The organism is Streptomyces hokutonensis (assembly GCF_042751305.1).
GTDB classification, from domain to species: Bacteria; Actinomycetota; Actinomycetes; order Streptomycetales; family Streptomycetaceae; genus Streptomyces; species Streptomyces hokutonensis_A.
In genome coordinates this window covers 1-24,394 of the sequence record NZ_JBHYWD010000040.1, presented here as the reverse complement: position 1 = coordinate 24,394, position 24,394 = coordinate 1, and the positions used below count along the sequence as shown (strand labels likewise).

Below are 24,394 nucleotides of genomic sequence, written 5' to 3'. Positions count from 1 at the left end.
CATAGACTGGCCGGCCGAAACGGACAGTTCGGCCGGTCCCGGCAGGAAGCAGAGACGACAGGTGACAGAAGCGATCCTCCTGGTCGGCGGCAAGGGCACCCGGCTGCGCCCCCTCACGGTGCACACCCCGAAGCCGATGGTCAGGGCGGCGGGGGTGCCGTTCCTCACGCATCAGCTGGCGCGGGCGAGAGCGGCGGGCGTGGAACACATCGTCCTGGCCACTTCCTATCTGGCGGAGGTGTTCGAACCGCACTTCGGTGACGGTTCGGCCCTCGGCCTCCACATCGAGTACGTCACGGAGGACGTGCCCCTCGGCACGGGCGGCGCGATCCGCAACGTGGCCTCGCGCCTCCACTCGGCCCCCGACGACCCGGTCCTGATCTTCAACGGCGACATCCTGACCGGCCTGAACATCAGGGCGCTCGTGGACACCCACGAGGCGACCGGCGCGGACGTCTCCCTCCACCTCACGAAGGTGACGGACCCGCGTGCCTACGGCCTGGTCCCGACGGACGACACCGGCCGAGTCCTGGCCTTCCTGGAGAAGCCCCAGACCCCCGAGGAGATCGTCACCGACCAGATCAACGCGGGGGCGTACGTCTTCCGCCGCTCGGTCATCGACACGATCCCGGCGGGCCGCCCGGTGTCCGTGGAACGCGAGACGTTCCCCGACCTCCTCGCCGCCGGCGCCCACCTCCAGGGCCTGGTGGACTCGACGTACTGGCTGGACCTGGGCACTCCCGCGGCCTTCGTCCGAGGCTCGGCGGACCTGGTCCTGGGCCGCGCCCCGTCCCCCGCGATCCCCGGCCGCTGCGGCGACCGCCTCGTCCTCCCCACGGCCCGCGTCGCCCCCGACGCCAAGCTGACCGGCGGCACGGTGGTGGGCGAGGGCGCGTTCGTCGCGGAGGGCGCGCGGGTCTTCGGCTCGACGATCCTCCCCGGCGCCGTCATCGAACCCGGCGCCGTCATCACCGACTCCCTCATCGGCACCCGAGCCGTCGTCGGCGAACGCTCCGTCCTCACCGGCACGGTCATCGGCGACGGCGCGATCATCGGCGCCGACAACGAACTCCGCGACGGCATGCGCGTGTGGTGCGACGCACGGATTCCGGCGGGGGCGGTGCGGTTCTCTTCCGATCAGTAGTTCGTGCGGGTGGGGAGGGGCGCCCTTCCAGGGGCTGAGCCCCCGGACCCCCACCCACCCGCACGCTCACAACTTCCCGATGTCCCCGCGAGGCATCTTCGGCGCCCGTCGCGCCGGAGTCCGCCCGCTCAGCAGAATCAACCGCGCCGCCCGATGCCGCTGCCCCGCATACGGCTCCAGCAACGACAACATCACCGCGTCGTCCGCGTCCCGGTCCCCGGCCAGCGCCCACCCCACGATCCCCGGCAGATGCAGATCCCCCACAGTCACCGCGTCCGCCGCCCCATGACTCCGCTGCACGGTCTCCGCGGACGTCCACGGCCCCACCCCCGGTACGACCTCCAGCCGGGCCCGCGCCTCCTCCGCCGGCATCGACACCGCCTGCTCCAGCCGCGCGGCGACCCGTACGACACGCAGGATCGTCGACGCCCGCTTGTCGTCGACCCCGGCCCGGTGCCACTCCCAGGACGGAATCAACGCCCACGCGCGCGGCGCCGGCATCACCCACATCCGCCCGCCGACGGGCCCCGGTGCCGGCGATCCGAACTTCCGCACCAGCGACCGCCAGGCCCGATACGCCTCGTCGGTCGTCACCTTCTGCTCCAGCACCGACGGAATCAACGACTCCAGCACCAGCCCGGTCCGCGTCAGCCGCAACCCCGGCCGCCGATGCTGAGCAACAGCGACCAGCCGATGCCGAGGCACGAACGCGTCCGGGTCGTCGGCGGCCCCGAGCATCTCCGGCAACCGCTCCAACAGCCACTCGCCCCCCGGCCCCCAGGCCTCCCCGCGCACCTCACCCCCGTGCGCGGCCACCCGCAGGGTCCCCGGCCCGACCGGCGTGAGACTGGCCCGCCACACCGACCCGTCCGCGTCCACCCGAAACGTCGGATCCCCGGGCCCCCGCCGCAACGGCCCTAGCACCAGCCCGAGATCGAGCGGCCACTCCGGCACCCACCTCCGCACCCGCCCAGGGGCAGCAACCTGCCGAGGTACACCGCCGGGTACGGCGACATGCCCACCCCGCACGGTCGTACGAGTGGGCCGAGGAGCGAAACGTCCGGCCACGGTGAGATCCAGGGGTGAGGTGAGTTACCTGAAGAGTCTGACGAGCCTAGACCTACAGGGGCGCGGGACTGTATCGATATGCGGCTCCGCCGCGTGGGCGTGCTCAGCAACAAACGACCCGCCCCGCAACCGGGACGAGCCCCCGCGGCGATTCACCGCACCTCGACAAAAGCCAACGCATCCCGCTCAGCCCGAGCCGGGGGCTCACCCGCCGCATGCCCCACAGCCACCGCCCCCATCGGATCCCACCCCTCCGGCAGCCCCAACACCTCCCGCACGACATCCCGGCAGAACATCGTCGAAGACACCCACGCCGACCCCAACCGCTCCCCGGCAAGCGCCACCAGGAAGTTCTGCACCCCCGCCCCCGCGGCCACCACGAACATCTCCCGCTCGGCCCCGTCCCGCCGCGCGTCCCCGTACGTGTGGGACCCGTCCATGACGAGACACGGCACCACGAGATACGGCGCCCCGCGCAACACGTCCCCGCGCCGCACCCGCTTCGCGATGGACTCCTCGGACTTCCCGTCCCGCCGCAGATCCGCGACCCACGCGTCCCGCATCGCGTCCAGCAACCGCGTCCGAGACTCGGCCGACTCCAGCAGCACGAACCGCCACGGCGTCGTGTGATGCGGCGCCGGCGCGGTCACCGCCGCGGCCACGGCCCGCCGTACCGCACCGGGGTCGACCGGCTCATCGGTGAAGGCCCGCACGGTACGACGCTGGGTCACCGCTTCGCGTACCGCCTCCGACGTCCCCAGCCGGAACATGTCGTCGCGCCCGCCCCGCACCATGGCCCGCGCCCCCGCCCCGTCGCCCTCGGAGGTCACGACGTGCGGCAGCCCCCGCACCACGGCGACCGGCAGCCCCGCGGCCTTGCCCTTCACCAGATCACCGGCGGCGGCCAGCTCGTCCGCCGTCGCCACGACCGTCGCGCTGAGCGGATTGCCGTAGGCATCCGTGCCTCCGCGCAGATCGTCCAGTACGTGTACGCCCGCGGCGCCGATCGCCACATCCGTGAGCCCCGTGCGCCAGGGCCGCCCGAAGGTGTCGGTGACGACGACCCCCACGTGGACGCCGAGCGAGTCCCGCAGCCCGTCGCGGATCGCGCGCGCGGACGCGTCCGGGTCCTCGGGCAGCAACAGCACTGTCCCGGCAGGGGTGTTGGAGGCGTCGACCCCGGCGGCGGCCATGATCAGCCCCTGCCGGTTCTCCACGATCCGCAGGGGACCGCGCCGCGCCACGACCCGTACGGTCTCGGCGTCGATCGCGGCCTCCCGGTCGGCCGCCTCGACGATCCGCCCCTCCGCCTTGGACACGATCTTCGAGGTGACGAGGAGCACGTCCCCGTCGACGAGCCCGGGCTCGGCGGCGGCGATCAGCTTGGCGAGGTCGTCCCCGGCCGCGACCTCCGGCATCCCGGGCACGGCCCAGACCCGGTATCCCTCCACGGGCGGTACCTCGCTCATGCGGCGCGCACCTCCTCCGCGAGCGCCAGCGCCTCCCGCGCCATCCGCGCGGTCGCCTCGGTGTCGGTCATCATCAGCGGTACGGCCCGGCAGCGGATCCCGGCCGCCTCGACGTCCGGTACGGAGGCGGCGTCCACGGTGTCGACGAGCCAGCCGTCGAGCAGCCCCGAGCCGTAGTGCTCGGCCACCGCGGTCGCCGTGGACTCCACGCCCACCGCCGCGAGCACCTTGTCGGCCATCCCGCGCACGGGCGCGTCCCCGACGATGGGGGAGAGGCCGACCACGGGCACCCCGGCCTCGGCGATCGCCTCCCGGATGCCGGGCACGGCAAGGATGGTGCCGACGGACACGATCGGGTTGGACGGCGGGAAGAGGATGACGTCCGCCTCCGCGATCGCCTCCAGGACGCCGGGCGCGGGCTTGGCCTGCTCGGCCCCGACCGGTACGACGGCCTCGGCGGCGACCGAAGCGCGCAGCCGTACCCAGTACTCCTGGAAGTGGATCACCTTGCGCTCGCCGTCCAGCTCGACGGCGACATGCGTCTCGACGCGGTCGTCCGTCATGGGGATCAGCCGCACCCCCGGCTGCCAGCGGTCGCACAGCGCCTCGGTGACCGCGCTCAGCGGATACCCGGCGCCGATCATCTGCGTCCGCACGATGTGCGTGGCGAAGTCCCGGTCGCCGAGCCCGAACCACTCCGGCCCGACCCCGTACGCCCCGAGCTCCTCCTTGAGGTGGAAGGTCTCGTCGGCACGGCCCCAGCCCTGCTCCTCGTTGATGCCGCCGCCGAGCGTGTACATCACCGTGTCGAGGTCCGGGCAGACCTTCAGCCCGAAGAGGTGGATGTCGTCCCCCGTGTTGCCGATCACCGTGATGTCCGCGTCCGGCACGGCCTGCTGAAGACCGCGCAGGAACCGGGCACCACCGATACCTCCTGCAAGAACCACAATGCGCATGGGCACAAGTCTTGCAGGCGGGTACGACAACGCGTCAGGCAGTCACGGCATCGACGGTCTCGGACCCGGTGCGGCGCGCGCAGGCGGTGTGCATCGGCATCTCGGTGAGGCCGGGGAAGTAGACGTGCAGGCTTATGGCCGGTTCGAGGGTGTCGTTGACGACCTCGTGGACGTACCCCGGCGCGAACACCCGCTGCGCGCCCGCCCCCAGCGCGCGCGTGCCCCGCTCGGTGCGCTCGGTCAGCGTGCCGTCCAGGACGGTCAGCACACCGGAGGAGGGGCCGTGGTCGTGCAGTCCGCTGCCCTGTCCGGGCACCCAGGACAGCAGCCACACCTCGTAGCCGGGGCCGGTGCTCAGCCGGTGGTACCAGCGGGTCGTCGCGTCGTACTCGACGAGGTGTTCCCACTGGGCGCGGTCGGCGGCGATCGAGCGCGCCAGGCCGACGAACTCGGCCACCGTGGCCGGGTGTTCGCGCCGGGCCTGGAGGAGGTGCGGGACTTCGAGGATGTCGCCGGCGATCTGGAGGTCGCTGTCGCTGTTCATGGGGGTGTGGTGGTTCCTCGGCGTAAGAAGTAACGGCGGGGGATGGGTGTCACCAAAAGAAGAGCAAGCAAGTGGGGCCGGAGCGCGTAGGGCTCAACAGCCGGAACAGCAACAACAGCTGCAGCGAGCGTGGGCAGCACCGAGGGACCCGGCGGAGCGGGTCGAGGTGAGTGCCAAGTTCGCGAGCATGCCCACAAGAACATCGGTTCACACCCGCACTGTCAACTCGACGCCCGGTATGTGGGACATGTTTCACCTCATCCGGTTCATCTGAGAGGTGAAAGGTTTGTTCAGGAGGCTATCGGGACACATGGCGCACAACCGGGCGCACAAACCCCGTGGAACGAGATCGAACTCCTGAGCGTCCTCCCCCGTACAGGCCCTGTCTCGGGGTAGGAGGCCCACGAGGGTCTCCGCTGCCTGTCAAGGTTTATGCCGATTTGAACACTTTCCGCTAGGCCTTGGTTCCGCAGAGTGAATAAGGGGCCCAATAGCAGATCTCGGCTTGACTCGCCCGGAGCAGCACACTTGTAATTTCACTCGTGTCGTTCAGCCGACATCGGTAACGGCTACATCACGGGGACGCGAAAGACAGACGAGGGGCGCACATGACCGAGCTGGTGCAGCAACTGCTGGTCGACGACGCGGACGAGGAACTCGGCTGGCAGGAGCGCGCGCTGTGCGCCCAGACCGACCCCGAGTCCTTCTTTCCCGAGAAGGGCGGCTCCACCCGCGAGGCCAAGAAGGTCTGCCTCGCCTGCGAGGTCCGCTCCGAGTGCCTCGAATACGCCCTCGCCAACGACGAACGCTTCGGCATCTGGGGCGGCCTGTCCGAGCGCGAACGCCGCCGGCTGAAGAAGGCCGCCGTCTGAAACCGCACGGCACACCTCGGGACATACCTCGGGACCTACCTCGGGACCTACTGAACGGCCCGTCGCGACTGGGTTATCCACAGGCGGCGGGCCGTCGCTGTGCCCAGCCGATAGTGTGGGCGCTCGTCCGAGACGTACCGCAGTCCCCTCGGGACGCATGCGTCCACCGCAGTCCATCGAACCGGGGCCCGTACCTCGATGTCCGTGCACAGCCACACGGCAGCCCAACACGACGCTGCCACTCCTGAGTTCCCGCGTCACGTAGTCACCGCGGTGCTCGTCTCCCACGACGGCGCCCGCTGGCTGCCCGACGCGCTCGCCGGGCTGCTCGGCCAGGAACGCCCCGTGCAGAGCGTCATGGCCGCCGACACCGGCAGCGCGGACGACTCCGCCCAGTTGGTCACCGACACCCTCGGCGCCGACCGCGTGCTGCACCTCGCCCGCCGCACCGGCTTCGGCCAGGCCGTCGAGGAGGCCAACCGCACCGCCCCTGTGCTGACCCCGGACGACCTGCCGTACCTGAAGCGCCCCAGCGGCTGGGACCCCGTCACGCGCACCTGGCGCGACGACGCCTACGACATGCCGGAGCTCCCGCACGGCGAGCCCGTCCAGTGGCTGTGGCTGCTGCACGACGACTCCGCCCCGGAGCCCGACGCCCTGGCCCAACTGCTGCGCGTGGTGGACCAGGAGTACGAACTCGGCCGCGAGGACGTGGCCGTCGTAGGGCCGAAGCTGCGCGGCTGGTACGACCGCCGGCAGCTCCTGGAGGTCGGCGTCACCATCGCCCACTCCGGGCGCCGCTGGACCGGCCTGGACCGCCGCGAACAGGACCAGGGCCAGCACGACCACGTACGGCCCGTGCTGTCCGTGTCCACCGCCGGCATGCTGATCCGGCGCGACGTCTTCGACGAACTCGGCGGCTTCGACCGCCGGCTGCCCCTGATGCGGGACGACGTCGACCTGTGCTGGCGCGCCACCGCCGCGGGCCACCGCGTCCTGGTCGCCCCCGAGGCGGTCGTACGGCACGCCGAGGCGGCCTCCCGCGAGCGCCGCGCGGTCGACTGCGCGGGCCGCACCGTCGCCTCCCCGCACAAGGTCGACAAGGCCGGCGCCGTCTACACCCTGCTCGTCAACAGCCGTACGGCCGTGCTGCCCTGGGTCCTCGTCAGGGTCGTCGTCGGCACCGTGCTGCGCACCCTCGGCTATCTCGTCGGCAAGGTCCCCGGACAGGCCCTCGACGAGATCCGCGGTCTCCTGGGGACCCTGCTGCGCCCCGAGCGGATCATCGCGGGGCGGCGCAGGCGCGGCACCCCGCAGATCGACAAGGCGGAGCTGCGGCCGCTCTTCCCGCCGCCCGGCGCGACCCTGCGGGCCACCTTCGAACAGGCCGCCGCCAGCTTCGTCGACACCTCCGACCCCGAGATCACCTCGGGGGCCGGCCGGCACGGCGGCGCGGTCGAGTCCGGACCCGGCGGCGACGACGCGGACTTCCTGGAGATCGAGCAGTTCGCGCGCGTGAAGCGCATCGCGCGCAAGCCCGGCCCGGTGCTGTTCCTGGTGCTGCTGCTCGTCTCCCTCGTCGCCTGCCGCGACCTGCTCGGCAGCGGCGCGCTCACGGGCGGCGCGATGCTGCCCGCGCCCGGCGACTCCGGCGAACTGTGGTCCCGCTTCCTGGACTCCTGGCACCCGGTCGGCGCCGGCGGCACCCCGTCCGCGCCGCCGTACCTCGCGTTCGTCGCGATGCTCTCCTCGCTGCTGTTCGGCTCGACCGGCCTCGCGGTCACGGTCCTGCTGGTCGCCTCGGTGCCGCTGGCCGGGTTCACCGCCTACTTCGCCTCCCGCCCGCTCGTCGAGTCCCGTCTGCTGCGCGCCTGGGCGGCCGTCGTCTACGCCTTCCTGCCCGCCGCCACCGGCGCCCTCGCGGGCGGCCGCATCGGCACCGCCGTACTCGCCGTGCTGCTCCCGCTGGCGGCCCGCGCGGGCATCGCCGCCAGCGGTCTGACGCACTCCTCGGGCGCCCGCGGCAGCTGGCGCGCCACCTGGGCCTACGCCCTGCTCCTGACGGTCACCACCGCTTTCACGCCGATCATCTGGCCCATCGCCCTGATCCTCGGCATCGCGCTGCTGGCCGTGCGCAGGAGCGACATCACCGCCTACGGCCTGCGCTTCCTGGCCCAGCTGGGCACCCCGCTGCTGATCCTGGCGCCCTGGTCGCTGACGCTGCTCCCGTTCGGCTTCTTCCAGCAGGCCGGCCTGGAGTACGGCTCCGGGTCCGCGTCCCCGCTCGACCTGCTCGGCGCCAGCCCCGGCGGCCCCGGCACGGTCAACGGCCTGATGCTCATCGGCATCGTGCTGGCCGCCCTCGCCGCCCTGCTGCGCAGCGAGCGCACCTTCGGCATCCGGGCAGCCTGGGGCGTCGGCCTGGTGGGCCTCGTCTTCGCCGTCCTGTCCAACAGCTCCACCTGGGCCGGCCCGGCGACCCTCGTCTACGGCCTCGCCCTCCTCGCCGCCGCCGCGCTCGGCGCCGACGGGGCACGCGCGCGTGTCGCCGAGCAGAGCTTCGGCTGGCGCCAGCCGGTGGCCGTCCTGATCGCCTTCGCCTCGGCCGCAGGACCGCTGCTCGTCGCCGCCGGCTGGATGCTCGGCGGCGCCGACGGCCCCCTGGAGCGCCGCGACCCGACACAGGTGCCCGCGTTCGTCGCCGAGGAGAGCGACACCCAGGACCAGGCCCGCACCCTCGTCCTCGACAGCGACTCCGCCGCCCACGTCGGCTACATGCTGGTGCGCGGCTCCGGCGCCCGCATGGGAGACGGCGAGTTCGCCGCGGCGGACGGCGAGAACAGCAGGCTCGACAAGGTCGTCGCCAACCTCGTCGCCGGCTCCGGCGCCGACCAGGCCGACGAACTCGGCGGCTTCGCCGTGCGCTACGTCCTCGTCCACAAGGGCGCGCCCCGCGAGGTCAGCCGCGTCCTGGACGCCACCCCCGGCCTCAGCAGGCTCAGCCAGGCCGACGGCAGCGCCCTGTGGCGGGTGAACGCACAGGTCTCCCGCGCGGCGATCGTCGCCGGGACCGCCGCCCCGAAGCCGGTCGCCGCGGGACCCGTAGACATCCACACCACGATCCCGTCCGGCGCCACCGGCCGCGTCCTGCGCCTCGCCGACTCGGCCACCGCCGGCTGGACGGCCACCCTGGACGGCAAGCCGCTCACCCGCACCACGGTCGACGGCTGGGCACAAGGCTTCCAACTCCCGTCCTCGGGCGGCAGGTTGGACGTCACCTACGACGACCCGATCGGGCACACCGCCTGGCTGTGGACCCAGGGCGCGCTCGCCCTCGTCCTCGTCGTGCTCGCCCTGCCGGGCCGCCGCCGTGACGTCGACGACGACCTCCCCGAGGAGGAGCTGATCCCGGCCGAGGCGGTCGCGGGCGAGGGCCGCAGGGCCCGCCGCCTGCGCGCCCAGGCGGAGACCGAGGCCGCCGACCAGGCGGACGAGGCGGCGGACATCGCGAGCACCGGGGAGTTCGACGCGTTCGGCTCGGGCACCACACCTCCTCCTGCGGAGGAGGAGGCCGCCGCCGCGATCCCGCAGCAGCAGTCCTACGGAGAGTGGGACGCCGCGAGCTACGCGGGCGCCGAGTACGGCACCTACGGCGGTGATCAGTACCAGGCCAACGAGCAGTACCCGGCGGGCACTTACGACCAGTCGTACCAGGCGGACCCCTACCAGGGCGGCCAGTACGACCCGTACGCGTACGGCGGCCAGCCCCCGGCACCGGGCTACGACCCGGCGTACGACCAGGGCTACGACCAGAACCAGAACCAGGGGCAGGGGCAGAGCCAGGGCTACGACCCGAACTACGACCCCGCCTACGACCCGGCGTACGACCCCGCCCAGCAGCATCCGCACGGCAGTGAGCGCCCCGACGGGAGCCAGCAGTGAACCGCACCACCCTGTCCTTCCTCGCCGGCGTGGCCGCGCTCGCCGCCGTCACCGGGTTCGCCGAGCTGAAGACACCGGCCGCGCCCGGCGCGCACACCGCCGAGGCGGCCGCCCAGCTGCCCGTGGAGCGCACCAGCCTGCTCTGCCCGGCGCCGAGCACCTCCGACCTCGCCGACACCTCGTACACGTCCTTCACGCCCGTCACGACGGGCACGGACGACAGCGGCAAGGCCGAACTCCAGGCCGCGGGCGCGCAGTCGGGCGACGGCGCGAGCAGCAAGGGCAAGAAGAAGGCCGCCAAGCCCGTCCTGGCCCCCAAGGCCCCCGGCACGCCGGCCACGGGCGACAGCTCCGGCGCCGACTCGCCCGCGCTGCTCGGCACCGCCGAGGGCAAGTACGCGCCCGGCTGGACCGTCCAGGAGACCACCGAGGTCGCCGCGGGCAACGGACGCGGCCTCCAGGGTGTCAACTGCACCGCCCCGGACACCGAGTTCTGGTTCCCGGGCGCCAGCAGCTCCGCCGACCGCACCGACTACGTGAACCTCACCAACCCGGACGACTCCGCCGCCGTCGTCGACATCGACCTCTACGGCAAGGACGGCGACCTCAAGTCGACGGTGGGGGAGGGCATCACGGTCGAGCCGCACGCCGACGAGCCGATCCTGCTGTCCACGCTCACCGACGACCAGGAGACCGACCTGACCGTGCACGTGGTCGTGCGCAGCGGCCGGGTCGGCGCGGCCGTGCAGGCCCTCGACGCCAAGCTCGGCGGCGACTGGCTGGCCGCGTCCACCGACCCGGCGGGCAGCCTGGTCATGCCGGGCATCCCGAAGGACGCCACCTCGGTACGGCTGATCGCCTTCACGCCGGGTGACTCGGACGCCGACCTGAAGGTGCGGCTCTCCTCGCCCACCGGGATGATCACGCCGGCCGGGCACGAGACCGTGCACGTCAAGGCGGGCATGACGGTCGGCGTCGACCTCGGTGACGTCACCCGCGGCGACCCGGGCTCCCTGGTCCTGACGCCGACCGACCAGTCCGTGCCGGTCGTCGCCGCGCTGAAGGTCGTACGGGGCAAGGGCAGCAAGCAGGAGACGGCGTTCATTCCGGCGACCACCGCGGTCGGCACGCGCGCGACGGCCGCCGACAACAGCTCCAAGGGCTCCACGCTGTCCCTGGTGGCGCCCACCCGCACCGCGACCGTCAAGGTCACCGCGTCCGCCGGCAGCGGCGGCGGTACGCCGGTCTCCAAGACGTACACGATCAAGGCCGGCACCACACAGGACGTCGAACTCCCGGTCCCCGGCGGCCTGAAGGGCACCTACGCGCTGACCGTCGAGCCGCAGTCGGGCGGCCCGGTGTACGCGGCCCGGACCCTCTCGGCGACCGAGGAGGGCGTGCCGGGCTTCACGATCCAGACACTGCCCGACGACCGGGGGACGGTGTCGGTGCCGCAGACGGACGAGGACCTGTCGGTCCTCCAGAAGAAGTAGCGGCCCGCGGCCCCACGCGCGCGGGGAGGGTTCAGTCCTCCCCGTAGCGCGGATCGACCGTCTCCGGGGTGAGGCCCAGCAGTTCGGCGACCTGCTCCACGACGATCTCGTGGACCAGGGCCGCGCGTTCGTCGCGCCCCTTCGTGCGGATCTCGACCGGCCGCCGATAGATCACCACGCGCGCGGGATGCCCCTCACGGGCGGCGATCGTGCCCCCCAGGGGCACCGACTCGTCGTTCCAGCCCTCGCCCGCACCACCCAGTCGAGGGACTTCGAGGACGAGGAAATCGATGTCTGCCAGCTGCGGCCAGCGTCGCTCCAGACGCTCCACGGAGTCCTGCACCAGATCCGCGAACGCCTCGGCCCGGCTCGCGGCCAGCGGAACCTGCGGCGGTGCGATCGGGCCGCGCATGCCCCGGCCGTGGCGATCGCGGCGGCGGGGCCCGGGGCCGGCGGCGGGGGGCGGTACGGGGGTGTCCATCACTGGTGAAGCGTAGTCCCCGTCAGCTCCCGCCGCCGGACTCCACTCGCCGTCCGGGCGCTCGGGCGCCATGTCGCCGGATGACCATTCCGGCCAAGGTTGGGCTCGATTCCGTATGTCTCCAAGACCGTCGCTCTCAAGGCAATTGACGGTGTTTGTGCCGAGTGATGACCGGACCCGACCCTGTTCGAGATCCCGAGAAGGGGTGTTCGCGCAGGTCAGTGGTGTGTTGCCGGAGAGGTGTGTGGGGCGTTTCACACCCCGACACGGTGGAGTGACCTGGGGGAGAGTCGTCGCGGCCCGCTCAAGAGTGCGGTACCGTCCAACGTCGTGAGCCCTGTACGTCGCTGTTCGCGCACCGCTTGCGGCCGGCCCGCCGTCGCGACGCTGACGTACGTCTACGCCGACTCGACCGCGGTCCTCGGCCCGCTCGCCACCTACGCCGAACCCCACTGCTACGACCTGTGCGCCGAGCACTCCGAGCGCCTCACCGCGCCCCGCGGCTGGGAGGTCGTCCGCCTCCTCGACAGCTCCGCTCCGGCCCGCCCGAGCGGCGACGACCTGGAAGCGCTTGCCAACGCGGTCCGCGAGGCGGCTCGTCCGCAGGAGCGGGCGGCCGGGGCCGGCGGAGGGGGCATGGGTGGGGCTCGTACGGCGGATCCGATGGAGGTCGCGCGCCGGGGGCATCTGCGGGTGCTGCGCTCGCCGGACAACTGACGGGGCCTGTCGGGGAGTTCGTTCAACGATCCCCACCGTGCCCGTGCCCCTGAGAGGGGCCCGCCGTGCGTGGCGTTGCCCAGAGCTCAGGTAAGAGTCTGTGGACGGCTCAGTTTCCGCGCGTCGCGCTGTCGGTCCCTGCGGGTAGTTTGGGGCGACCGATAGGACTTTCCGGAGGGATGGCCGTGTCTGCTGATTTGTCGCAGCTCGTGAAGGCGTACGACGTACGGGGCGTCGTCCCGGACCAGTGGGACGAGTCCTTGGCCGAGTTGTTCGGGGCGGCCTTCGTCCAGGTGACCGGCGCCAGTGCGATCGTGACCGGGCACGACATGCGGCCCTCGTCCCCCGGCCTGTCCGCCGCCTTCGCACGCGGGGCGGCGGCGCGCGGCGTCGACGTGACCGAGATCGGCCTGTGCTCCACGGACCAGCTGTACTACGCCTCGGGCGCGTTCGACCTCCCGGGTGCCATGTTCACGGCCTCGCACAACCCGGCGAAGTACAACGGCATCAAGATGTGCCGGGCGGGCGCGGCCCCCGTCGGCCAGGACACCGGCCTCGCCGAGATCCGCCAACTCGTCGAATCCTGGCTGGACTCGGGCGCCCCGGAGGTCTCCGGCCCGACGGGAACGATCACGAAACGGGACACGCTGGAGGATTACGCGGCGCACCTCCGCGGCCTCGTCGACCTGACCTCCATCCGCCCCTTGAAGGTCGTCGTCGACGCGGGCAACGGCATGGGCGGCCACACGGTCCCGACCGTGTTCGCCGGCCTGCCGCTCACCCTGGTCCCGATGTACTTCGAGCTGGACGGCACCTTCCCGAACCACGAGGCCAACCCGCTCGACCCGGCCAACATCGTCGACCTCCAGGCGCGCGTCCGCGAGGAGGGCGCCGACCTCGGCATCGCCTTCGACGGCGACGCCGACCGCTGCTTCGTGGTCGACGAGAACGGCGACCCGGTCCCGCCGTCCGCGATCACCGCCCTGGTGGCCGCCCGCGAGCTGGCGAGGAACGGCGGCTCGGGCGTGATCATCCACAACCTGATCACCTCCTGGTCGGTCCCCGAGGTCGTAAGGGAGAACGGCGGCACACCGGTACGCACGCGCGTGGGCCACTCCTTCATCAAGGCCGAGATGGCGAAGTCCGGCGCGATCTTCGGCGGCGAGCACTCCGCGCACTACTACTTCAAGGACTTCTGGAACGCCGACACGGGCATGCTGGCCGCCCTCCACGTCCTCGCCGCGCTGGGCGGCCAGGACGGCCCGCTCTCCGCCCTCGTGGCCCAGTACGACCGCTACGTGGGCTCCGGCGAGATCAACTCCACGGTGGATGACCAGGGGGCCCGCCTCGCGGCGATCCGCGCCACCTACGAGGGCCAGGACGACCTGACCCTCGACGAACTCGACGGCCTCACCGTCACCTCCGCCGACTGGTGGTTCAACGTCCGCCCCTCGAACACGGAACCGCTGCTGCGCCTCAACACGGAGGCACGGGACGAGGCGACGATGGGGAAGGTGCGGGACGAGGTGCTGGGGATCATCAGGGGCTGACGGTTTCCTCTCGATGCCGGTCGGGAGGTTTCCGTTCGTCCGGCGTTCGAGGACGATGCCGTTCAGGCCGACGGGGGCCCGGGGGCGCAGCCCCCGGGGACGTCCTCCCCAACCCCGGCGCACACCTCCCACCGGCGGTACCCTGACCAGGCACATCCGCCAAAGCGTCGCAGACAGTCGAAGACACCCCCTCGGAGGGACACCCCATGCCGCTCGAAGCCGGCCTCCTGGAGATCCTGGCCTGCCCGGCCTGCCACGCCCCCCTCAAGGAGCAGGACACCGAGCTGATCTGCACCGGTGAGGACTGTGGCCTGGCCTACCCCGTACGGGACGGCATCCCCGTCCTCCTCGTCGACGAGGCCCGGCACCCCGCGTAACCGACGACGACGCGATCGGAGGCCGCCGCCCATGCTCGACGAATCGCTGCTCGACTCCCCGGACGCACTGGCCGAGGCCGACCGCCGGGCCCTGCTCCGCGGTGCCGCCGAAGCCGGTGCGAGGGTGCGCACAGCCGCCCGGCACGCCGCCGAGGCCGGCGTCAACGACCTGAAACCGGACGGCCGCCCCCGCGCCATCCTGATCGCGGGCCCCGGAGCTGCCGCCACCTGCGTCGCCGACCTGCTCGGCAAGCTCGCCGGCGCCAGCAGCCCCGTCACCCGCCTGGCGCCCACCGGCGTGGCCCCTGCGGCCGGCGCCCTGCGCTGGGAACTCCCGGGCTGGGCGGGCTCCGTGGACCTGCTGCTGATCACCACCCCGGACGGCAGCGAACCCGGCCTGTCCCTGCTCGCCGAACAGGCCTACCGCCGCGGCTGCACCGTCGTCGCCGTGGCCCCGTCCCGCAGCCCCCTCACGGAGGCCGTGGAAGGCGCCCACGGCCTCTTCGTACCGATGGCGACCGCACCGTACGAGCACGACGAGCCGCTGGCCGCCTCCGCCCCCGGAGTCCTCTGGGCGCTGCTCACCCCACTGTTCGCGATCCTGGACCGCACCGGGCTGCTCAGCGCGCCTCCGGAGGCCCTGGAGAAGGTCGCCGACCGTCTCGACCAGGTCGCCGAGCGCTGCGGGCCCGCCGTCGTGACGTACAGCAATCCCGCCAAGACCCTGGCCGCCGAACTCGCCGACTCGCTCCCGGTGATCTGGACGGAGGGTGCGTCGGCAGGTCCGGCGGGCCGTCGATTCGCCGCCGCGCTCGCCGAGTTGGCCGGCCGCCCCGCGCTCGTCGCCGAACTGCCCGAGGCGCTCGCCGAGCACAACGCCCTGCTGGCCGGCCCGCTCGCCGCGAGCGCCGACCCGGACGACTTCTTCCGCGACCGCGTCGACGAGGCACCCGCGCTGCACGCGCGCGTGGTGCTGCTCCGGGACCGTCCGATCGGCGGCCTCACCGCCGCCCCGACCGCCCGTGACCTGGCCCTCAGCCACGACACGCCGATCAGCGAGCTGGAGCCCGAGGACGGCGGCGAGTTGGAGACCCTCGCGGAGCTGATCGCCATGACGGATTTCGCCGCCGTTTACCTGGCGCTCGCTTCAGGCGCCTGATCTTGTCGTCGAAGCCCTGAGCGCCGTAGAACGGCGTCCGGGGTGCGAACCCACGTCATACCCCAGTCGTACGCAGAGAGAACCGGTAGAGACTCGTATGGACCGCCTCGACAACACGATCCGCACCTACGCCTGGGGTTCCACCACCGCCATCCCCAGGCTGCTCGGGGTGGAGCCGAGCGGTGAGCCGCAGGCGGAGATGTGGATGGGCGCGCACCCGGGCGCACCCTCGCGCACCGCGCGCGGGACGCTCGTCGAGGTCGTCGAGGCCGCTCCGGAGCGGGAGTTGGGCGAGAAGGCGGTCGCGAAGTTCGGCCCCCGGCTGCCCTTCCTGCTGAAGATCCTCGCCGCCGGCGCCCCGCTCTCCCTCCAGGTGCACCCCAACCTGGAGCAGGCGAAGGAGGGTTACGCCGACGAGGAGCGCCGGGGCATCCCCGTGGACGCCCCGCACCGCAACTACAAGGACGCCAACCACAAGCCCGAACTGATCTGCGCGCTCACGGAGTTCGATGGCCTGTGCGGCTTCCGCGACCCGCTGGAGGCCGCCGAGCTGCTCGCCGGCCTCGGTGTCGACTCCCTGAAGCCGTACGTCGACCTCCTGCACGCGCACCCCGAGGAGGCCGCCCTGCGCGAGGTCCTCACGGCGATCCTCACCGCAGACCCCGAGGAGATGCGCCACACGGTCACCGCGGCGGCGGCCGCGTGCACCCGCTTGGGCGGCGACTACGCGCCCTACGCCGAGATCGCCCACCACTACCCGGGCGACCCCGGCGTCATCGCCGCGATGCTCCTCAACTACGTCCGACTCCAGCCCGGCGAGGCCCTGTTCCTCGGCGCCGGCATCCCGCACGCCTACCTCAACGGGCTCGGCGTCGAGATCATGGCCAACTCCGACAACGTCCTGCGCTGCGGCCTGACGCCCAAGCACGTCGACGTCCCCGAGCTCCTGCGCGTCGTCCGTTTCGAGGCGGGCGACCCCGGAGTGCTGCGCCCCGAGGCGTCCCCGGACGGCGAGGAGGTCTACGAGACCCCCATCGACGAGTTCCGGCTGTCCCGGTACGTCCTTCCGGCGGGCACAGGCGTCCACGACCTCACCCTCGACACCCCGCAGATCCTGCTCTGCACGGCCGGTGCGGTGACGGCGGGCGAGTTCGAACTCGCCCCCGGCCAGTCGGTCTTCGTCGCGGCCGGCGACAAGGCCGAGGTGTCCGGAGTCGGCACGGTCTTCCGGGCCACTGTGATCGTATGACCGGGCCTGTGGATACCTGACGAGCCGCCGCCGGGCAGGGCTGCAAGAATGGCCCACCGGCAAAGGACGGGCAAAGACGGCCGGACGACCCATCCGGGCAGGTGTCCGGGGCAGACGTCCGACGTGGATGTCCGACCTGGACGCCCGGCACAGACGTACGAAGGCGAAGGGACACCGCGAACACATGAGCGCGTCAGGCGGCACCAGGGCGATCGTGGCGGCACTCGGCGCCAACCTCGCGATCGCGGCATCGAAGTTCGTGGCGTTCGCCTTCAGCGGCTCGTCCTCGATGCTCGCCGAGGGCGTCCACTCCCTCGCCGACTCCGGCAACCAGGCACTGCTCCTGATCGGCGGCAAGAAGGCCCAGCGCGAGGCCACCCCGCAGCACCCCTTCGGCTACGGCCGCGAGCGGTACATCTACGCCTTCCTCGTCTCGATCGTCCTCTTCTCGGTCGGCGGCATGTTCGCCGTCTACGAGGGCTACGAGAAGATCAAGCACCCGCACCAGATCGAGCACTGGTACTGGCCGGTGGGCGTCCTCGTCTTCGCGATCATCGCCGAGGGCTTCTCCTTCCGCACGGCCATCAAGGAGTCGAACGAACTGCGCGGCACGCACTCCTGGTCGCAGTTCATCCGCCGTGCCAAGGCACCCGAGCTGCCGGTCGTCCTCCTGGAGGACTTCGGCGCGCTCATCGGCCTGGTCCTCGCCCTCGGCGGCGTCGGCCTGGCCCTGCTCACCGACGACGGCGTCTGGGACGGCATCGGTACCCTCTGCATCGGCATTCTGCTCATCCTGATCGCGCTGGTCCTGGCCGCCGAGACCAAGTCGCTGCTGCTCGGTGAGTCCGCCGGCATCGAGGACGTCCAGAAGATCGAGGCCGCGATCGTCGACGGCCACACCGTCACCGGCATCATCCACATGCGCACCCTCCACCTCGGCCCCGAGGAACTCCTCGTCGCCGCCAAGATCGCCGTCCAGCACGACGACACGGCCACCGAGGTCGCCACCGCGATCAACGCCGCCGAGTCCCGTATCCGCGAAGCCGTCCCGATCGCCCGCGTCATCTACCTCGAACCCGACATCTACAGCGAGTCCGAAGCCACCAAGGGCCCCGACCGCGAAGCCACCCCCGGAGGCCCGGCCCAGCACCCGGCGCCCGGACACTGACTCCCCGGCGCCTACGACAGCAGGGCCCGCCGGGACATTCGACGGACGGGCCCTCCCCGTCCCGCTACCCCTGCTGCACGGGCCACGGCGCGACCGGGGCCGCCCTCCGTCGCCGTACGACGAACGCGGCGATCCCCAGGCCGATCCCGACCAGGGCGAGTACGACCCCGGCGATGACGGCCGACCCGATGACGAAGGCGACCGTACGGTCGTCGGTCACCCGGTCCCGGACGGCGGACTCGGCCACCGTCCCGTCGTGATCGCTCGCGAAGAATCGCGAGTCCATCGCGTTGGAACGGTTGTCGCCGAGCAGGAACAGCCGCCCCTCCGGGACCTTCACGTCGTACGTCTTGTGCACACCGTCGACATCGCCCTGGTCGACATACGGCTCCGACAGCGGCTTTCCGTTCACGGTGATCCGCGCGTCCGTGCCCGAGCCCGTGCAGCACACCACCTCGTCGCCGCCCACCCCGATGACCCGCTGCACCACACTCCCGCTGAACCCGTAACGGTCCGGCGCCGAGAACAGCACCACATCACCGCGGTGCACCTCGCTGCCGCCCACCTTCTCGAAGATGATCCGGTCACCCGGCTTGTACGTCGGCGCCATGCTCTGGCTGCTGATGGTGGAACTCCCGTAAGAGTTCCGCGCGTACACGGTGGAGCCGAGCGCCAGCACCACCCCCAACAGCCCCACCAGCACTGCCGCGATCCCCAGTCCCCGCCCTTTGCCCGACATCGTTTCCCTCCCCGTGCGGCACTTCCGCGGCGCAGAGAGTAGCGGGCGACTGTGAACAGGCTGTGCGTGTCCGCGACCTGCCACAGCCGCGGGCCCGCCGCCACTGACCGACCTCGCTCAGCACACCGACCGCGGCCGCCTCCGGTACGGCGATCATGAACACCAGCCGGGCCTTCGTACCGTCCGGCGAGCTCCACCCAACCCCCTCCGCCGACCGCGCGAACCCGACGACCGGCGCACTTACCGCATCCGTCCTGGCATGCGGAATCGCGATCTGCTCCGCGTCCGCGCCCTTCCCCCCGACGTTCGTACGCACCCCGTCGGCGGGCTCCCCGAAGCCCGGTCCGATGCCGGGCGGCCGCTCGGTTCGGCTGGAACTGTCCGGAGCGGACTGGGGCCGCCGGTCCTACCGGTGTAACTTGGGACGGAGCCAGACGTCGCTGCTGATGGCGGTCGGGCGGTCCCACCGCGGACCGGCCGAGGGAGAGAGGGCCTCCGACGGACTGCGCTGCGCGCACGCGGGCATGCCTGTGTCCTCCTTGGGGCACCCCTGTGTCCGCCGCCGCGCAGACCAGCCGTACCCACCTCGCCCCAACCCCGAGGAGTACCTCGCAATGACGACTGTCGACAACCGACAGGACTTCAAGGTCGCCGATCTCTCCCTGGCCGAGTTCGGCCGCAAGGAGATCACCCTCGCCGAGCACGAGATGCCCGGCCTGATGTCGATCCGCCGGGAGTTCGCCGCCAGCCAGCCGCTGGCCGGCGCCCGCATCATGGGCTCTCTGCACATGACCGTGCAGACCGCCGTCCTCATCGAGACCCTGGTCGCCCTGGGCGCCGAGGTCCGCTGGGTGTCCTGCAACATCTTCTCCACCCAGGACCACGCGGCCGCCGCTATCGCCGTCGGCCCGAACGGCACCCCCGAGAACCCCCAGGGCATCCCGGTCTTCGCCTGGAAGGGCGAGACCCTGGAGGAGTACTGGTGGTGCACGGAGCAGGCGCTGACCTGGCCGAACACCCCCACCGGCGGCCCGAACATGATCCTGGACGACGGCGGCGACGCCACCATGCTCGTCCACAAGGGCGTCGAGTACGAGAAGGCCGGCAAGGTCCCCTCCCTCGACACCGCCGAGTCCGACGAGCACCGCGTCGTCCTCCAGGTCCTGCAGCGCACCATCAGCGACGGCTCGCAGAAGTGGACCCAGCTCGCCTCGGAGATCCGCGGCGTGACCGAGGAGACCACGACCGGTGTTCACCGTCTCTACGAGATGCACCGCGACGGCACCCTCCTGTTCCCGGCGATCAACGTGAACGACGCCGTCACCAAGTCGAAGTTCGACAACAAGTACGGCTGCCGCCACTCCCTGATCGACGGCATCAACCGCGCCACCGACGTCCTCATCGGCGGCAAGACCGCGGTCGTCTGCGGCTACGGCGACGTGGGCAAGGGCTGCGCGGAGTCCCTGCGCGGCCAGGGCGCCCGCGTGATCATCACCGAGATCGACCCGATCTGCGCACTGCAGGCGGCGATGGACGGCTACCAGGTCACGACGCTGGACGAGGTCATCGACAAGGCCGACATCTTCGTCACCACGACTGGCAACAAGGACATCATCATGGCCGCGGACATGGCCAAGATGAAGCACCAGGCGATCGTCGGCAACATCGGCCACTTCGACAACGAGATCGACATGGCCGGCCTCGCGCAGATCCCGGGCATCGTCAAGGACGAGGTCAAGCCGCAGGTCCACACCTGGACGTTCCCCGACGGCAAGGTCCTCATCGTGCTGTCCGAGGGCCGCCTGCTGAACCTGGGCAACGCCACCGGCCACCCCTCGTTCGTGATGTCCAACTCCTTCGCGGACCAGACCCTGGCCCAGATCGAGCTGTTCACCAAGCCCGAGGAGTACCCGACCGACGTCTACGTGCTGCCCAAGCACCTCGACGAGAAGGTCGCCCGCCTCCACCTGGACGCGCTCGGCGTGAAGCTGACCACGCTCCGCCCCGAGCAGGCCGCGTACATCGGCGTAGAGGTCGAGGGTCCGTACAAGTCCGACCACTACCGCTACTGAGCCGACGACACCGTCCGCTGTGACCGCGTCCGTGCACTGACGCGGTTCTCAGCGGCGGGTCCTCAGCAGCAGATCCTCCGAGGCAGGCCCCCGCACCCCCGTGTCGGGGGCCTGCCCCTTTGGTTCCTCTGGCCGGACCGGCCCGTCAAGACCCAGGACCCCGATGCCCCGCGGCCGATATTCGCTCCACGATCCGCACGATCACACCCCCTTCGCAGACGAGCACTTCCAGTGCGCCCCCGGCCCTTCCGGCTGGCGCTACGTCTCCCAGCTCACCGCCCACTCCGGCGATCACCACGGCTCCGTCGACCTCACCCTCGACGAACTCGGCCGCCCCATCCGACTGGAACTCCACGCGGCGGGCTGGCAGGTGCGCGGCGCCGCCCTCGACGGCGTCACCTGGGTCCGCACCGACCCCACCGGCACCGATGCCGCCGAAGGCAATGTGCGCGCCCACGCCTTCACCGGCACCTCCCCCGCGTTCCTCATCGCCACCGCTCGTCTCCTGCGCCTCACCCCTTCCTCCGCCGCGACCCGCGTCCGCCTGGTCACCTTCACGGACCCGGTCCTCGCCCCGCGCACCGTGGACCAGTCCTGGACTCTGCTGAAAAGAGAAACACACGGCACTGACAACGGCCCTCTGACCCTGGACGAATACCAGGTCACAGCCCTGGACACGGGCGAGCAGCACGCCGTGCACATCGCCGGCGACGTCGTGCTCGCGGCCCCCGGCATCGAGTTGGAGGAGCTGGAGTCGCCGCCGTCCGTCTTCGGCTGAGCGACGCCGTTCCCCGTCGGCCGCGGAGATTCCGGTCCGGCTGGTGAGGTGGCTCAGGCGGGCGGCGCGAAGCCGCTGGAGGGCCGAGGCTCGGCGGGCGATGCCTTCTGCGGCGCCGGGGGCTGCGGACCGGGCGCGGGCGGAACCGGATCGGCTCCCGTGCCGCCTGCGGAGGGCGAAGGAGGAGTGGTTGGGGCCGACCAGCCAACGGGAGCAGAGCCGGAAGGCTGAGGGGGAGCCGACGACGGTTGAAGCGCCGAGTTGCCGAAGGCGCCCGGCACACCGGTACCCGGCCTGAACCCGCCGGCCCGTGCGCCCCCGAACGCCTGAGTCGCTGAATAGGCGCCCGCCCCACGGTTCCCGAAGGTCCGCCGCATGTCCCGCTCCTGCCGCTCCTGCACAACTGCCGCCAGATACGCGGCCGGCGGAACACCCTGCGGCGCCGGGGCTCCCGTACGAGCCACGAGATCCGTGGCAAGCCGCTCGGCCATGGCCCAACCCACCTGCGGATCCAACTGCTGCATCCGCGTCAGGTACTGCCGGATGGCCAGCCACAATCCATCGGGAACGGCGGACAGATCAAGCTCGGCGAAACGTCCCGTCAGCCATATCGGCGGAGGCGGCACAAAGGACGTCTGCCCGGCGGGAACCCTTTCCCGTACGACCAAAGTGCCCGCGAACACATCTCCGAGCCGTCGGCCACGTGCCGAAACCAGCGAGGCGATACAGGCGACGGTCCCGAACGTCATCAGGATCTCGACCACACCGATCGCACCCCGCACCAGCGCGTGCCGGAACCGGATCGGCCCGCCGTCGTCCCGCACCACACGCAGCCCGAACGCCAGCTTCCCGAGCGAACGCCCATGACTCAGCGTCTCCACCGCTATGGGCGCGCCCACCAGCACCAGAACAAAGGCCGCGATCGAGAGCGCGATCTGCGCCGCGTCGTCCAAAGAGGCCGTGGAGAACATCAGGGCCACGCTCACACCGATGTAGGCGGCCATCGCCACGATCAGATCGAGCAACACCGCCAGCGCCCTGCTGGGCAGCCTCGCGGGGCGCAACTCCAGCGCCACCGCCTCGCCCGTCACCAGCTCACTCACGCCCGCCGCCCTTCCCCTGCCCTGCCCCTGGAACTGCCAGTCTGCCAAGCTGAGGGCACATCGCGCCCCAGTACGACAAGCTGATCCCCAACGAGCAGTCGACGAGCAGCCGAGGAGCAGGCAACCAGATGGACCTCGACGTCTTCGTCTCGGCCCACCGAGCCGAGTGGGACCGCCTCGACGCGCTGCTCGGCCGCCAGCGTCGCCTGAACGGCGCCGAGGCCGACGAACTCGTCGCCCTCTACCAGCGGACGGCCACCCATCTCTCCCTGATCCAGTCCAGCGCCCCGGACCCCCAGCTCACAGGTCGGCTCAGCCAACTCGTGGCACGCGCGCGTAGTGCGGTGACAGGAACCCGTCGCGCCTCCTGGCGTGATGTCACGCACTTCTTGGGGCACAGTTTTCCGGCCGCGGTCTACAGGGCACGCCACTGGTGGGTCCCCACCGCGCTGCTGTCGACGGCAGTCGGCATCCTCCTGGGCTGGTGGATAGGCACCCACCCCGAGGTGCAGTCCTCCATCGCGGCCCCGAGTCAACTGCGCCAACTCACCCGTCCCGGGGGCGAGTACGAGACCTACTACTCCAGCCACCCGGCAGCCGCCTTCTCGGCGCAGGTCTGGACGAACAACGCCCAAGCCGCCGCGATGTGCCTGGTCCTGGGAGTCTTCCTGGGCCTACCGGTCCTCTGGATCCTCTTCGAGAACATGCTCAACCTCGGAGTCGGCATCGGCCTGATGTCGTCGGCCGGCCGACTCGACACATTCCTCGGCCTGATCCTCCCGCACGGCCTGCTCGAACTGACGGCAGTCTTCGTAGCGGCGGGAACGGGGATGCGCCTCGGCTGGACCCTCATCGACCCCGGCCCACGCTCGCGCCGCACGGCCCTGGCGGAAGAGGGCCGAGCCGCCGTGGGCATGGCCATCGGCCTGGCCCTGGTCCTGTTCGTCTCCGGCTGCATCGAAGGCTTCGTCACCCCTTCGGGCCTCCCCACCTGGGCCCGCATCGGAATCGGCGTCATCGCCGAAGGCGCCTTCCTGTCATACGTCTACGTCCTGGGCGGCCGTGCCGTACGAGCTGGTGAGACGGGCGACGTCGAGGCAGCCGAACGCAGCTCGACCGTCCCTACGGCCGCCTGATGTGCGGGTACTCCCGCTGAGCTGCTAGTCTCCTCTTCGCCCCAAAGGAGCCGTTGACACGGACCGGTCGGGGAGGTAGATTCGAACAGTTGCCTAGAACTGGATCTGATCCGGTCGGCAGCAGTGAGTGTCTGTCTGCTTCTGGGAACTTCGATTCCCAAAGAAGCCACACTCCCGATGAATCGGAAAAGAGCGGCCGGTAAGTCCGGCCCGGAACTTCTGATAAAGTCGGAGTCGCCGGAAAGGGAAACGCGGAAGCGGGAACCTGGAAAGCACCGAGGAAATCGGGACCGGAAACGGTCTGATAGAGTCGGAAACGCAAGACCGAAGGGAAAAGCCCGGAGGAAAGCCCGAGAGGGTGAGTACAAAGGAAGCGT

20 protein-coding genes and 1 pseudogene are annotated in these 24,394 nt (G+C 71.4%); 13 read left to right on the top strand and 8 right to left on the bottom strand.

Annotated features, from left to right (window positions below; translation table 11 throughout):
- Positions 1–61 precede the first annotated feature (61 nt).
- The gene (gene manB, locus ACFXC1_RS49495; protein ID WP_381256592.1) at positions 62–1,144 is read left to right on the top strand and encodes a mannose-1-phosphate guanylyltransferase; all 1,083 of its coding nucleotides are present in this window, start codon (positions 62–64) and stop codon (positions 1,142–1,144) included.
- Positions 1,145–1,210: 66 nt separating this feature from the next.
- Here the strand turns inward: manB and ACFXC1_RS49490 are convergent, their stop codons facing one another.
- The 4 genes from ACFXC1_RS49490 to ACFXC1_RS49475 all read right to left on the bottom strand — a co-directional run bounded on the left by ACFXC1_RS49490 (position 1,211) and on the right by ACFXC1_RS49475 (position 5,181).
- A complete protein-coding gene (locus ACFXC1_RS49490) occupies positions 1,211–2,212 on the bottom strand; it encodes a DNA-3-methyladenine glycosylase family protein (RefSeq protein WP_381256589.1) in 1,002 nt (333 codons plus the stop codon).
- Between the two features lie 152 nt (positions 2,213–2,364).
- Positions 2,365–3,681 carry a coenzyme F420-0:L-glutamate ligase gene (locus ACFXC1_RS49485; RefSeq protein WP_381256587.1) on the bottom strand — a complete coding sequence of 439 codons (1,317 nt, stop codon included), beginning with the start codon at positions 3,679–3,681 and terminating at the stop codon, positions 2,365–2,367.
- On the bottom strand, positions 3,678–4,637 hold the full coding sequence (gene cofD, locus ACFXC1_RS49480) for a 2-phospho-L-lactate transferase (RefSeq protein WP_026179079.1): 960 nt from the start codon (positions 4,635–4,637) through the stop codon (positions 3,678–3,680). Before cofD ends, ACFXC1_RS49485 begins: the two co-directional genes overlap by 4 nt.
- A 34-nt stretch (positions 4,638–4,671) precedes the next feature.
- Positions 4,672–5,181 (bottom strand): cysteine dioxygenase, encoded by a 510-nt coding sequence (locus ACFXC1_RS49475; RefSeq protein WP_381256584.1) that lies wholly within the window; start codon positions 5,179–5,181, stop codon positions 4,672–4,674.
- A gap of 608 nt (positions 5,182–5,789) precedes the next feature.
- Between ACFXC1_RS49475 and ACFXC1_RS49470 the strand changes: the two genes are divergently transcribed.
- The 3 genes from ACFXC1_RS49470 (at position 5,790) to ACFXC1_RS49460 (ending at position 11,488) form a co-directional block, all read left to right on the top strand.
- Positions 5,790–6,053 carry a WhiB family transcriptional regulator gene (locus ACFXC1_RS49470; protein ID WP_003975777.1) on the top strand — a complete coding sequence of 88 codons (264 nt, stop codon included), beginning with the start codon at positions 5,790–5,792 and terminating at the stop codon, positions 6,051–6,053.
- A 198-nt stretch (positions 6,054–6,251) separates the two neighbouring features.
- On the top strand, positions 6,252–9,995 hold the full coding sequence (locus ACFXC1_RS49465) for a glycosyltransferase family 2 protein (protein WP_381256582.1): 3,744 nt from the start codon (positions 6,252–6,254) through the stop codon (positions 9,993–9,995).
- On the top strand, positions 9,992–11,488 hold the full coding sequence (locus ACFXC1_RS49460; RefSeq protein ID WP_381256579.1) for a DUF5719 family protein: 1,497 nt from the start codon (positions 9,992–9,994) through the stop codon (positions 11,486–11,488). Before ACFXC1_RS49465 ends, ACFXC1_RS49460 begins: the two co-directional genes overlap by 4 nt.
- A 31-nt stretch (positions 11,489–11,519) precedes the next feature.
- Here ACFXC1_RS49460 and ACFXC1_RS49455 read toward each other — a convergent pair whose 3' ends face one another.
- Complete coding sequence (locus ACFXC1_RS49455; protein ID WP_262064244.1) at positions 11,520–11,969, bottom strand: metallopeptidase family protein; 450 nt, start codon at positions 11,967–11,969, stop codon at positions 11,520–11,522.
- Positions 11,970–12,248: 279 nt separating this feature from the next.
- On the opposite strand from ACFXC1_RS49455, the gene ACFXC1_RS49450 reads away from it, so the two are divergent.
- The 6 genes from ACFXC1_RS49450 (at position 12,249) to ACFXC1_RS49425 (ending at position 18,189) form a co-directional block, all read left to right on the top strand.
- Positions 12,249–12,686 carry a DUF3499 domain-containing protein gene (locus tag ACFXC1_RS49450; RefSeq protein ID WP_381256656.1) on the top strand — a complete coding sequence of 146 codons (438 nt, stop codon included), beginning with the start codon at positions 12,249–12,251 and terminating at the stop codon, positions 12,684–12,686.
- A gap of 179 nt (positions 12,687–12,865) precedes the next feature.
- Positions 12,866–14,236 carry a phosphomannomutase/phosphoglucomutase gene (locus ACFXC1_RS49445; RefSeq protein WP_381256576.1) on the top strand — a complete coding sequence of 457 codons (1,371 nt, stop codon included), beginning with the start codon at positions 12,866–12,868 and terminating at the stop codon, positions 14,234–14,236.
- A 206-nt stretch (positions 14,237–14,442) separates the two neighbouring features.
- Positions 14,443–14,613 carry a Trm112 family protein gene (locus tag ACFXC1_RS49440; protein ID WP_019072213.1) on the top strand — a complete coding sequence of 57 codons (171 nt, stop codon included), beginning with the start codon at positions 14,443–14,445 and terminating at the stop codon, positions 14,611–14,613.
- A gap of 31 nt (positions 14,614–14,644) precedes the next feature.
- The gene (locus ACFXC1_RS49435; protein WP_381256573.1) at positions 14,645–15,772 is read left to right on the top strand and encodes an SIS domain-containing protein; all 1,128 of its coding nucleotides are present in this window, start codon (positions 14,645–14,647) and stop codon (positions 15,770–15,772) included.
- Positions 15,773–15,869: 97 nt separating this feature from the next.
- On the top strand, positions 15,870–17,021 hold the full coding sequence (gene manA / locus ACFXC1_RS49430) for a mannose-6-phosphate isomerase, class I (protein ID WP_381256570.1): 1,152 nt from the start codon (positions 15,870–15,872) through the stop codon (positions 17,019–17,021).
- A 184-nt stretch (positions 17,022–17,205) separates the two neighbouring features.
- Entirely contained in the window at positions 17,206–18,189 is a 984-nt protein-coding gene (locus tag ACFXC1_RS49425) for a cation diffusion facilitator family transporter (RefSeq protein ID WP_381256568.1), read from the top strand.
- A 64-nt stretch (positions 18,190–18,253) separates the two neighbouring features.
- Here ACFXC1_RS49425 and lepB read toward each other — a convergent pair whose 3' ends face one another.
- Together lepB and ACFXC1_RS49415 are read right to left on the bottom strand one after the other, a co-directional pair.
- Positions 18,254–18,928, bottom strand: a complete 675-nt coding sequence (gene lepB / locus ACFXC1_RS49420) for a signal peptidase I (RefSeq protein WP_381256565.1) — start codon at positions 18,926–18,928, stop codon at positions 18,254–18,256.
- 130 nt (positions 18,929–19,058) lie between these two features.
- Positions 19,059–19,208: pseudogene (locus tag ACFXC1_RS49415) on the bottom strand (PTS sugar transporter subunit IIA); the annotation flags it as partial.
- 334 nt (positions 19,209–19,542) lie between these two features.
- Between ACFXC1_RS49415 and ahcY the strand changes: the two are divergent.
- Complete coding sequence (ahcY, locus tag ACFXC1_RS49410) at positions 19,543–21,000, top strand: adenosylhomocysteinase (protein ID WP_381256562.1); 1,458 nt, start codon at positions 19,543–19,545, stop codon at positions 20,998–21,000.
- A gap of 163 nt (positions 21,001–21,163) precedes the next feature.
- Positions 21,164–21,778 (top strand): hypothetical protein, encoded by a 615-nt coding sequence (locus ACFXC1_RS49405; RefSeq protein ID WP_381256559.1) that lies wholly within the window; start codon positions 21,164–21,166, stop codon positions 21,776–21,778.
- 53 nt (positions 21,779–21,831) lie between these two features.
- Here the strand turns inward: ACFXC1_RS49405 and ACFXC1_RS49400 are convergent, their stop codons facing one another.
- Positions 21,832–22,881 carry an RDD family protein gene (locus ACFXC1_RS49400; RefSeq protein ID WP_381256556.1) on the bottom strand — a complete coding sequence of 350 codons (1,050 nt, stop codon included), beginning with the start codon at positions 22,879–22,881 and terminating at the stop codon, positions 21,832–21,834.
- 128 nt (positions 22,882–23,009) lie between these two features.
- On the opposite strand from ACFXC1_RS49400, the gene ACFXC1_RS49395 reads away from it, so the two are divergent.
- Positions 23,010–24,017 (top strand): stage II sporulation protein M, encoded by a 1,008-nt coding sequence (locus tag ACFXC1_RS49395; protein WP_381256553.1) that lies wholly within the window; start codon positions 23,010–23,012, stop codon positions 24,015–24,017.
- Positions 24,018–24,394 lie beyond the last annotated feature (377 nt).

What these genes read in the sequence shown, in the direction of transcription:
- ACFXC1_RS49405 (WP_381256559.1), top strand. Translation starts at nt 21,164, where the DNA reads ATGCCCCGCGGCCGATATTCGCTCCACGATCCGCACGATCACACCCCC.
- manA (WP_381256570.1), top strand. Translation starts at nt 15,870, where the DNA reads ATGGACCGCCTCGACAACACGATCCGCACCTACGCCTGGGGTTCCACC.
- ACFXC1_RS49440 (WP_019072213.1), top strand. Translation starts at nt 14,443, where the DNA reads ATGCCGCTCGAAGCCGGCCTCCTGGAGATCCTGGCCTGCCCGGCCTGC.
- ACFXC1_RS49470 (WP_003975777.1), top strand. Translation starts at nt 5,790, where the DNA reads ATGACCGAGCTGGTGCAGCAACTGCTGGTCGACGACGCGGACGAGGAA.
- ACFXC1_RS49425 (WP_381256568.1), top strand. Translation starts at nt 17,206, where the DNA reads ATGAGCGCGTCAGGCGGCACCAGGGCGATCGTGGCGGCACTCGGCGCC.
- ACFXC1_RS49445 (WP_381256576.1), top strand. Translation starts at nt 12,866, where the DNA reads ATGGCCGTGTCTGCTGATTTGTCGCAGCTCGTGAAGGCGTACGACGTA.
- lepB (WP_381256565.1), bottom strand. Translation starts at nt 18,928, where the DNA reads ATGTCGGGCAAAGGGCGGGGACTGGGGATCGCGGCAGTGCTGGTGGGG.
- ACFXC1_RS49465 (WP_381256582.1), top strand. Translation starts at nt 6,252, where the DNA reads ATGTCCGTGCACAGCCACACGGCAGCCCAACACGACGCTGCCACTCCT.
- ACFXC1_RS49475 (WP_381256584.1), bottom strand. Translation starts at nt 5,181, where the DNA reads ATGAACAGCGACAGCGACCTCCAGATCGCCGGCGACATCCTCGAAGTC.
- ahcY (WP_381256562.1), top strand. Translation starts at nt 19,543, where the DNA reads ATGACGACTGTCGACAACCGACAGGACTTCAAGGTCGCCGATCTCTCC.
- cofD (WP_026179079.1), bottom strand. Translation starts at nt 4,637, where the DNA reads ATGCGCATTGTGGTTCTTGCAGGAGGTATCGGTGGTGCCCGGTTCCTG.
- ACFXC1_RS49395 (WP_381256553.1), top strand. Translation starts at nt 23,010, where the DNA reads ATGGACCTCGACGTCTTCGTCTCGGCCCACCGAGCCGAGTGGGACCGC.
- ACFXC1_RS49455 (WP_262064244.1), bottom strand. Translation starts at nt 11,969, where the DNA reads ATGGACACCCCCGTACCGCCCCCCGCCGCCGGCCCCGGGCCCCGCCGC.
- ACFXC1_RS49435 (WP_381256573.1), top strand. Translation starts at nt 14,645, where the DNA reads ATGCTCGACGAATCGCTGCTCGACTCCCCGGACGCACTGGCCGAGGCC.
- ACFXC1_RS49485 (WP_381256587.1), bottom strand. Translation starts at nt 3,681, where the DNA reads ATGAGCGAGGTACCGCCCGTGGAGGGATACCGGGTCTGGGCCGTGCCC.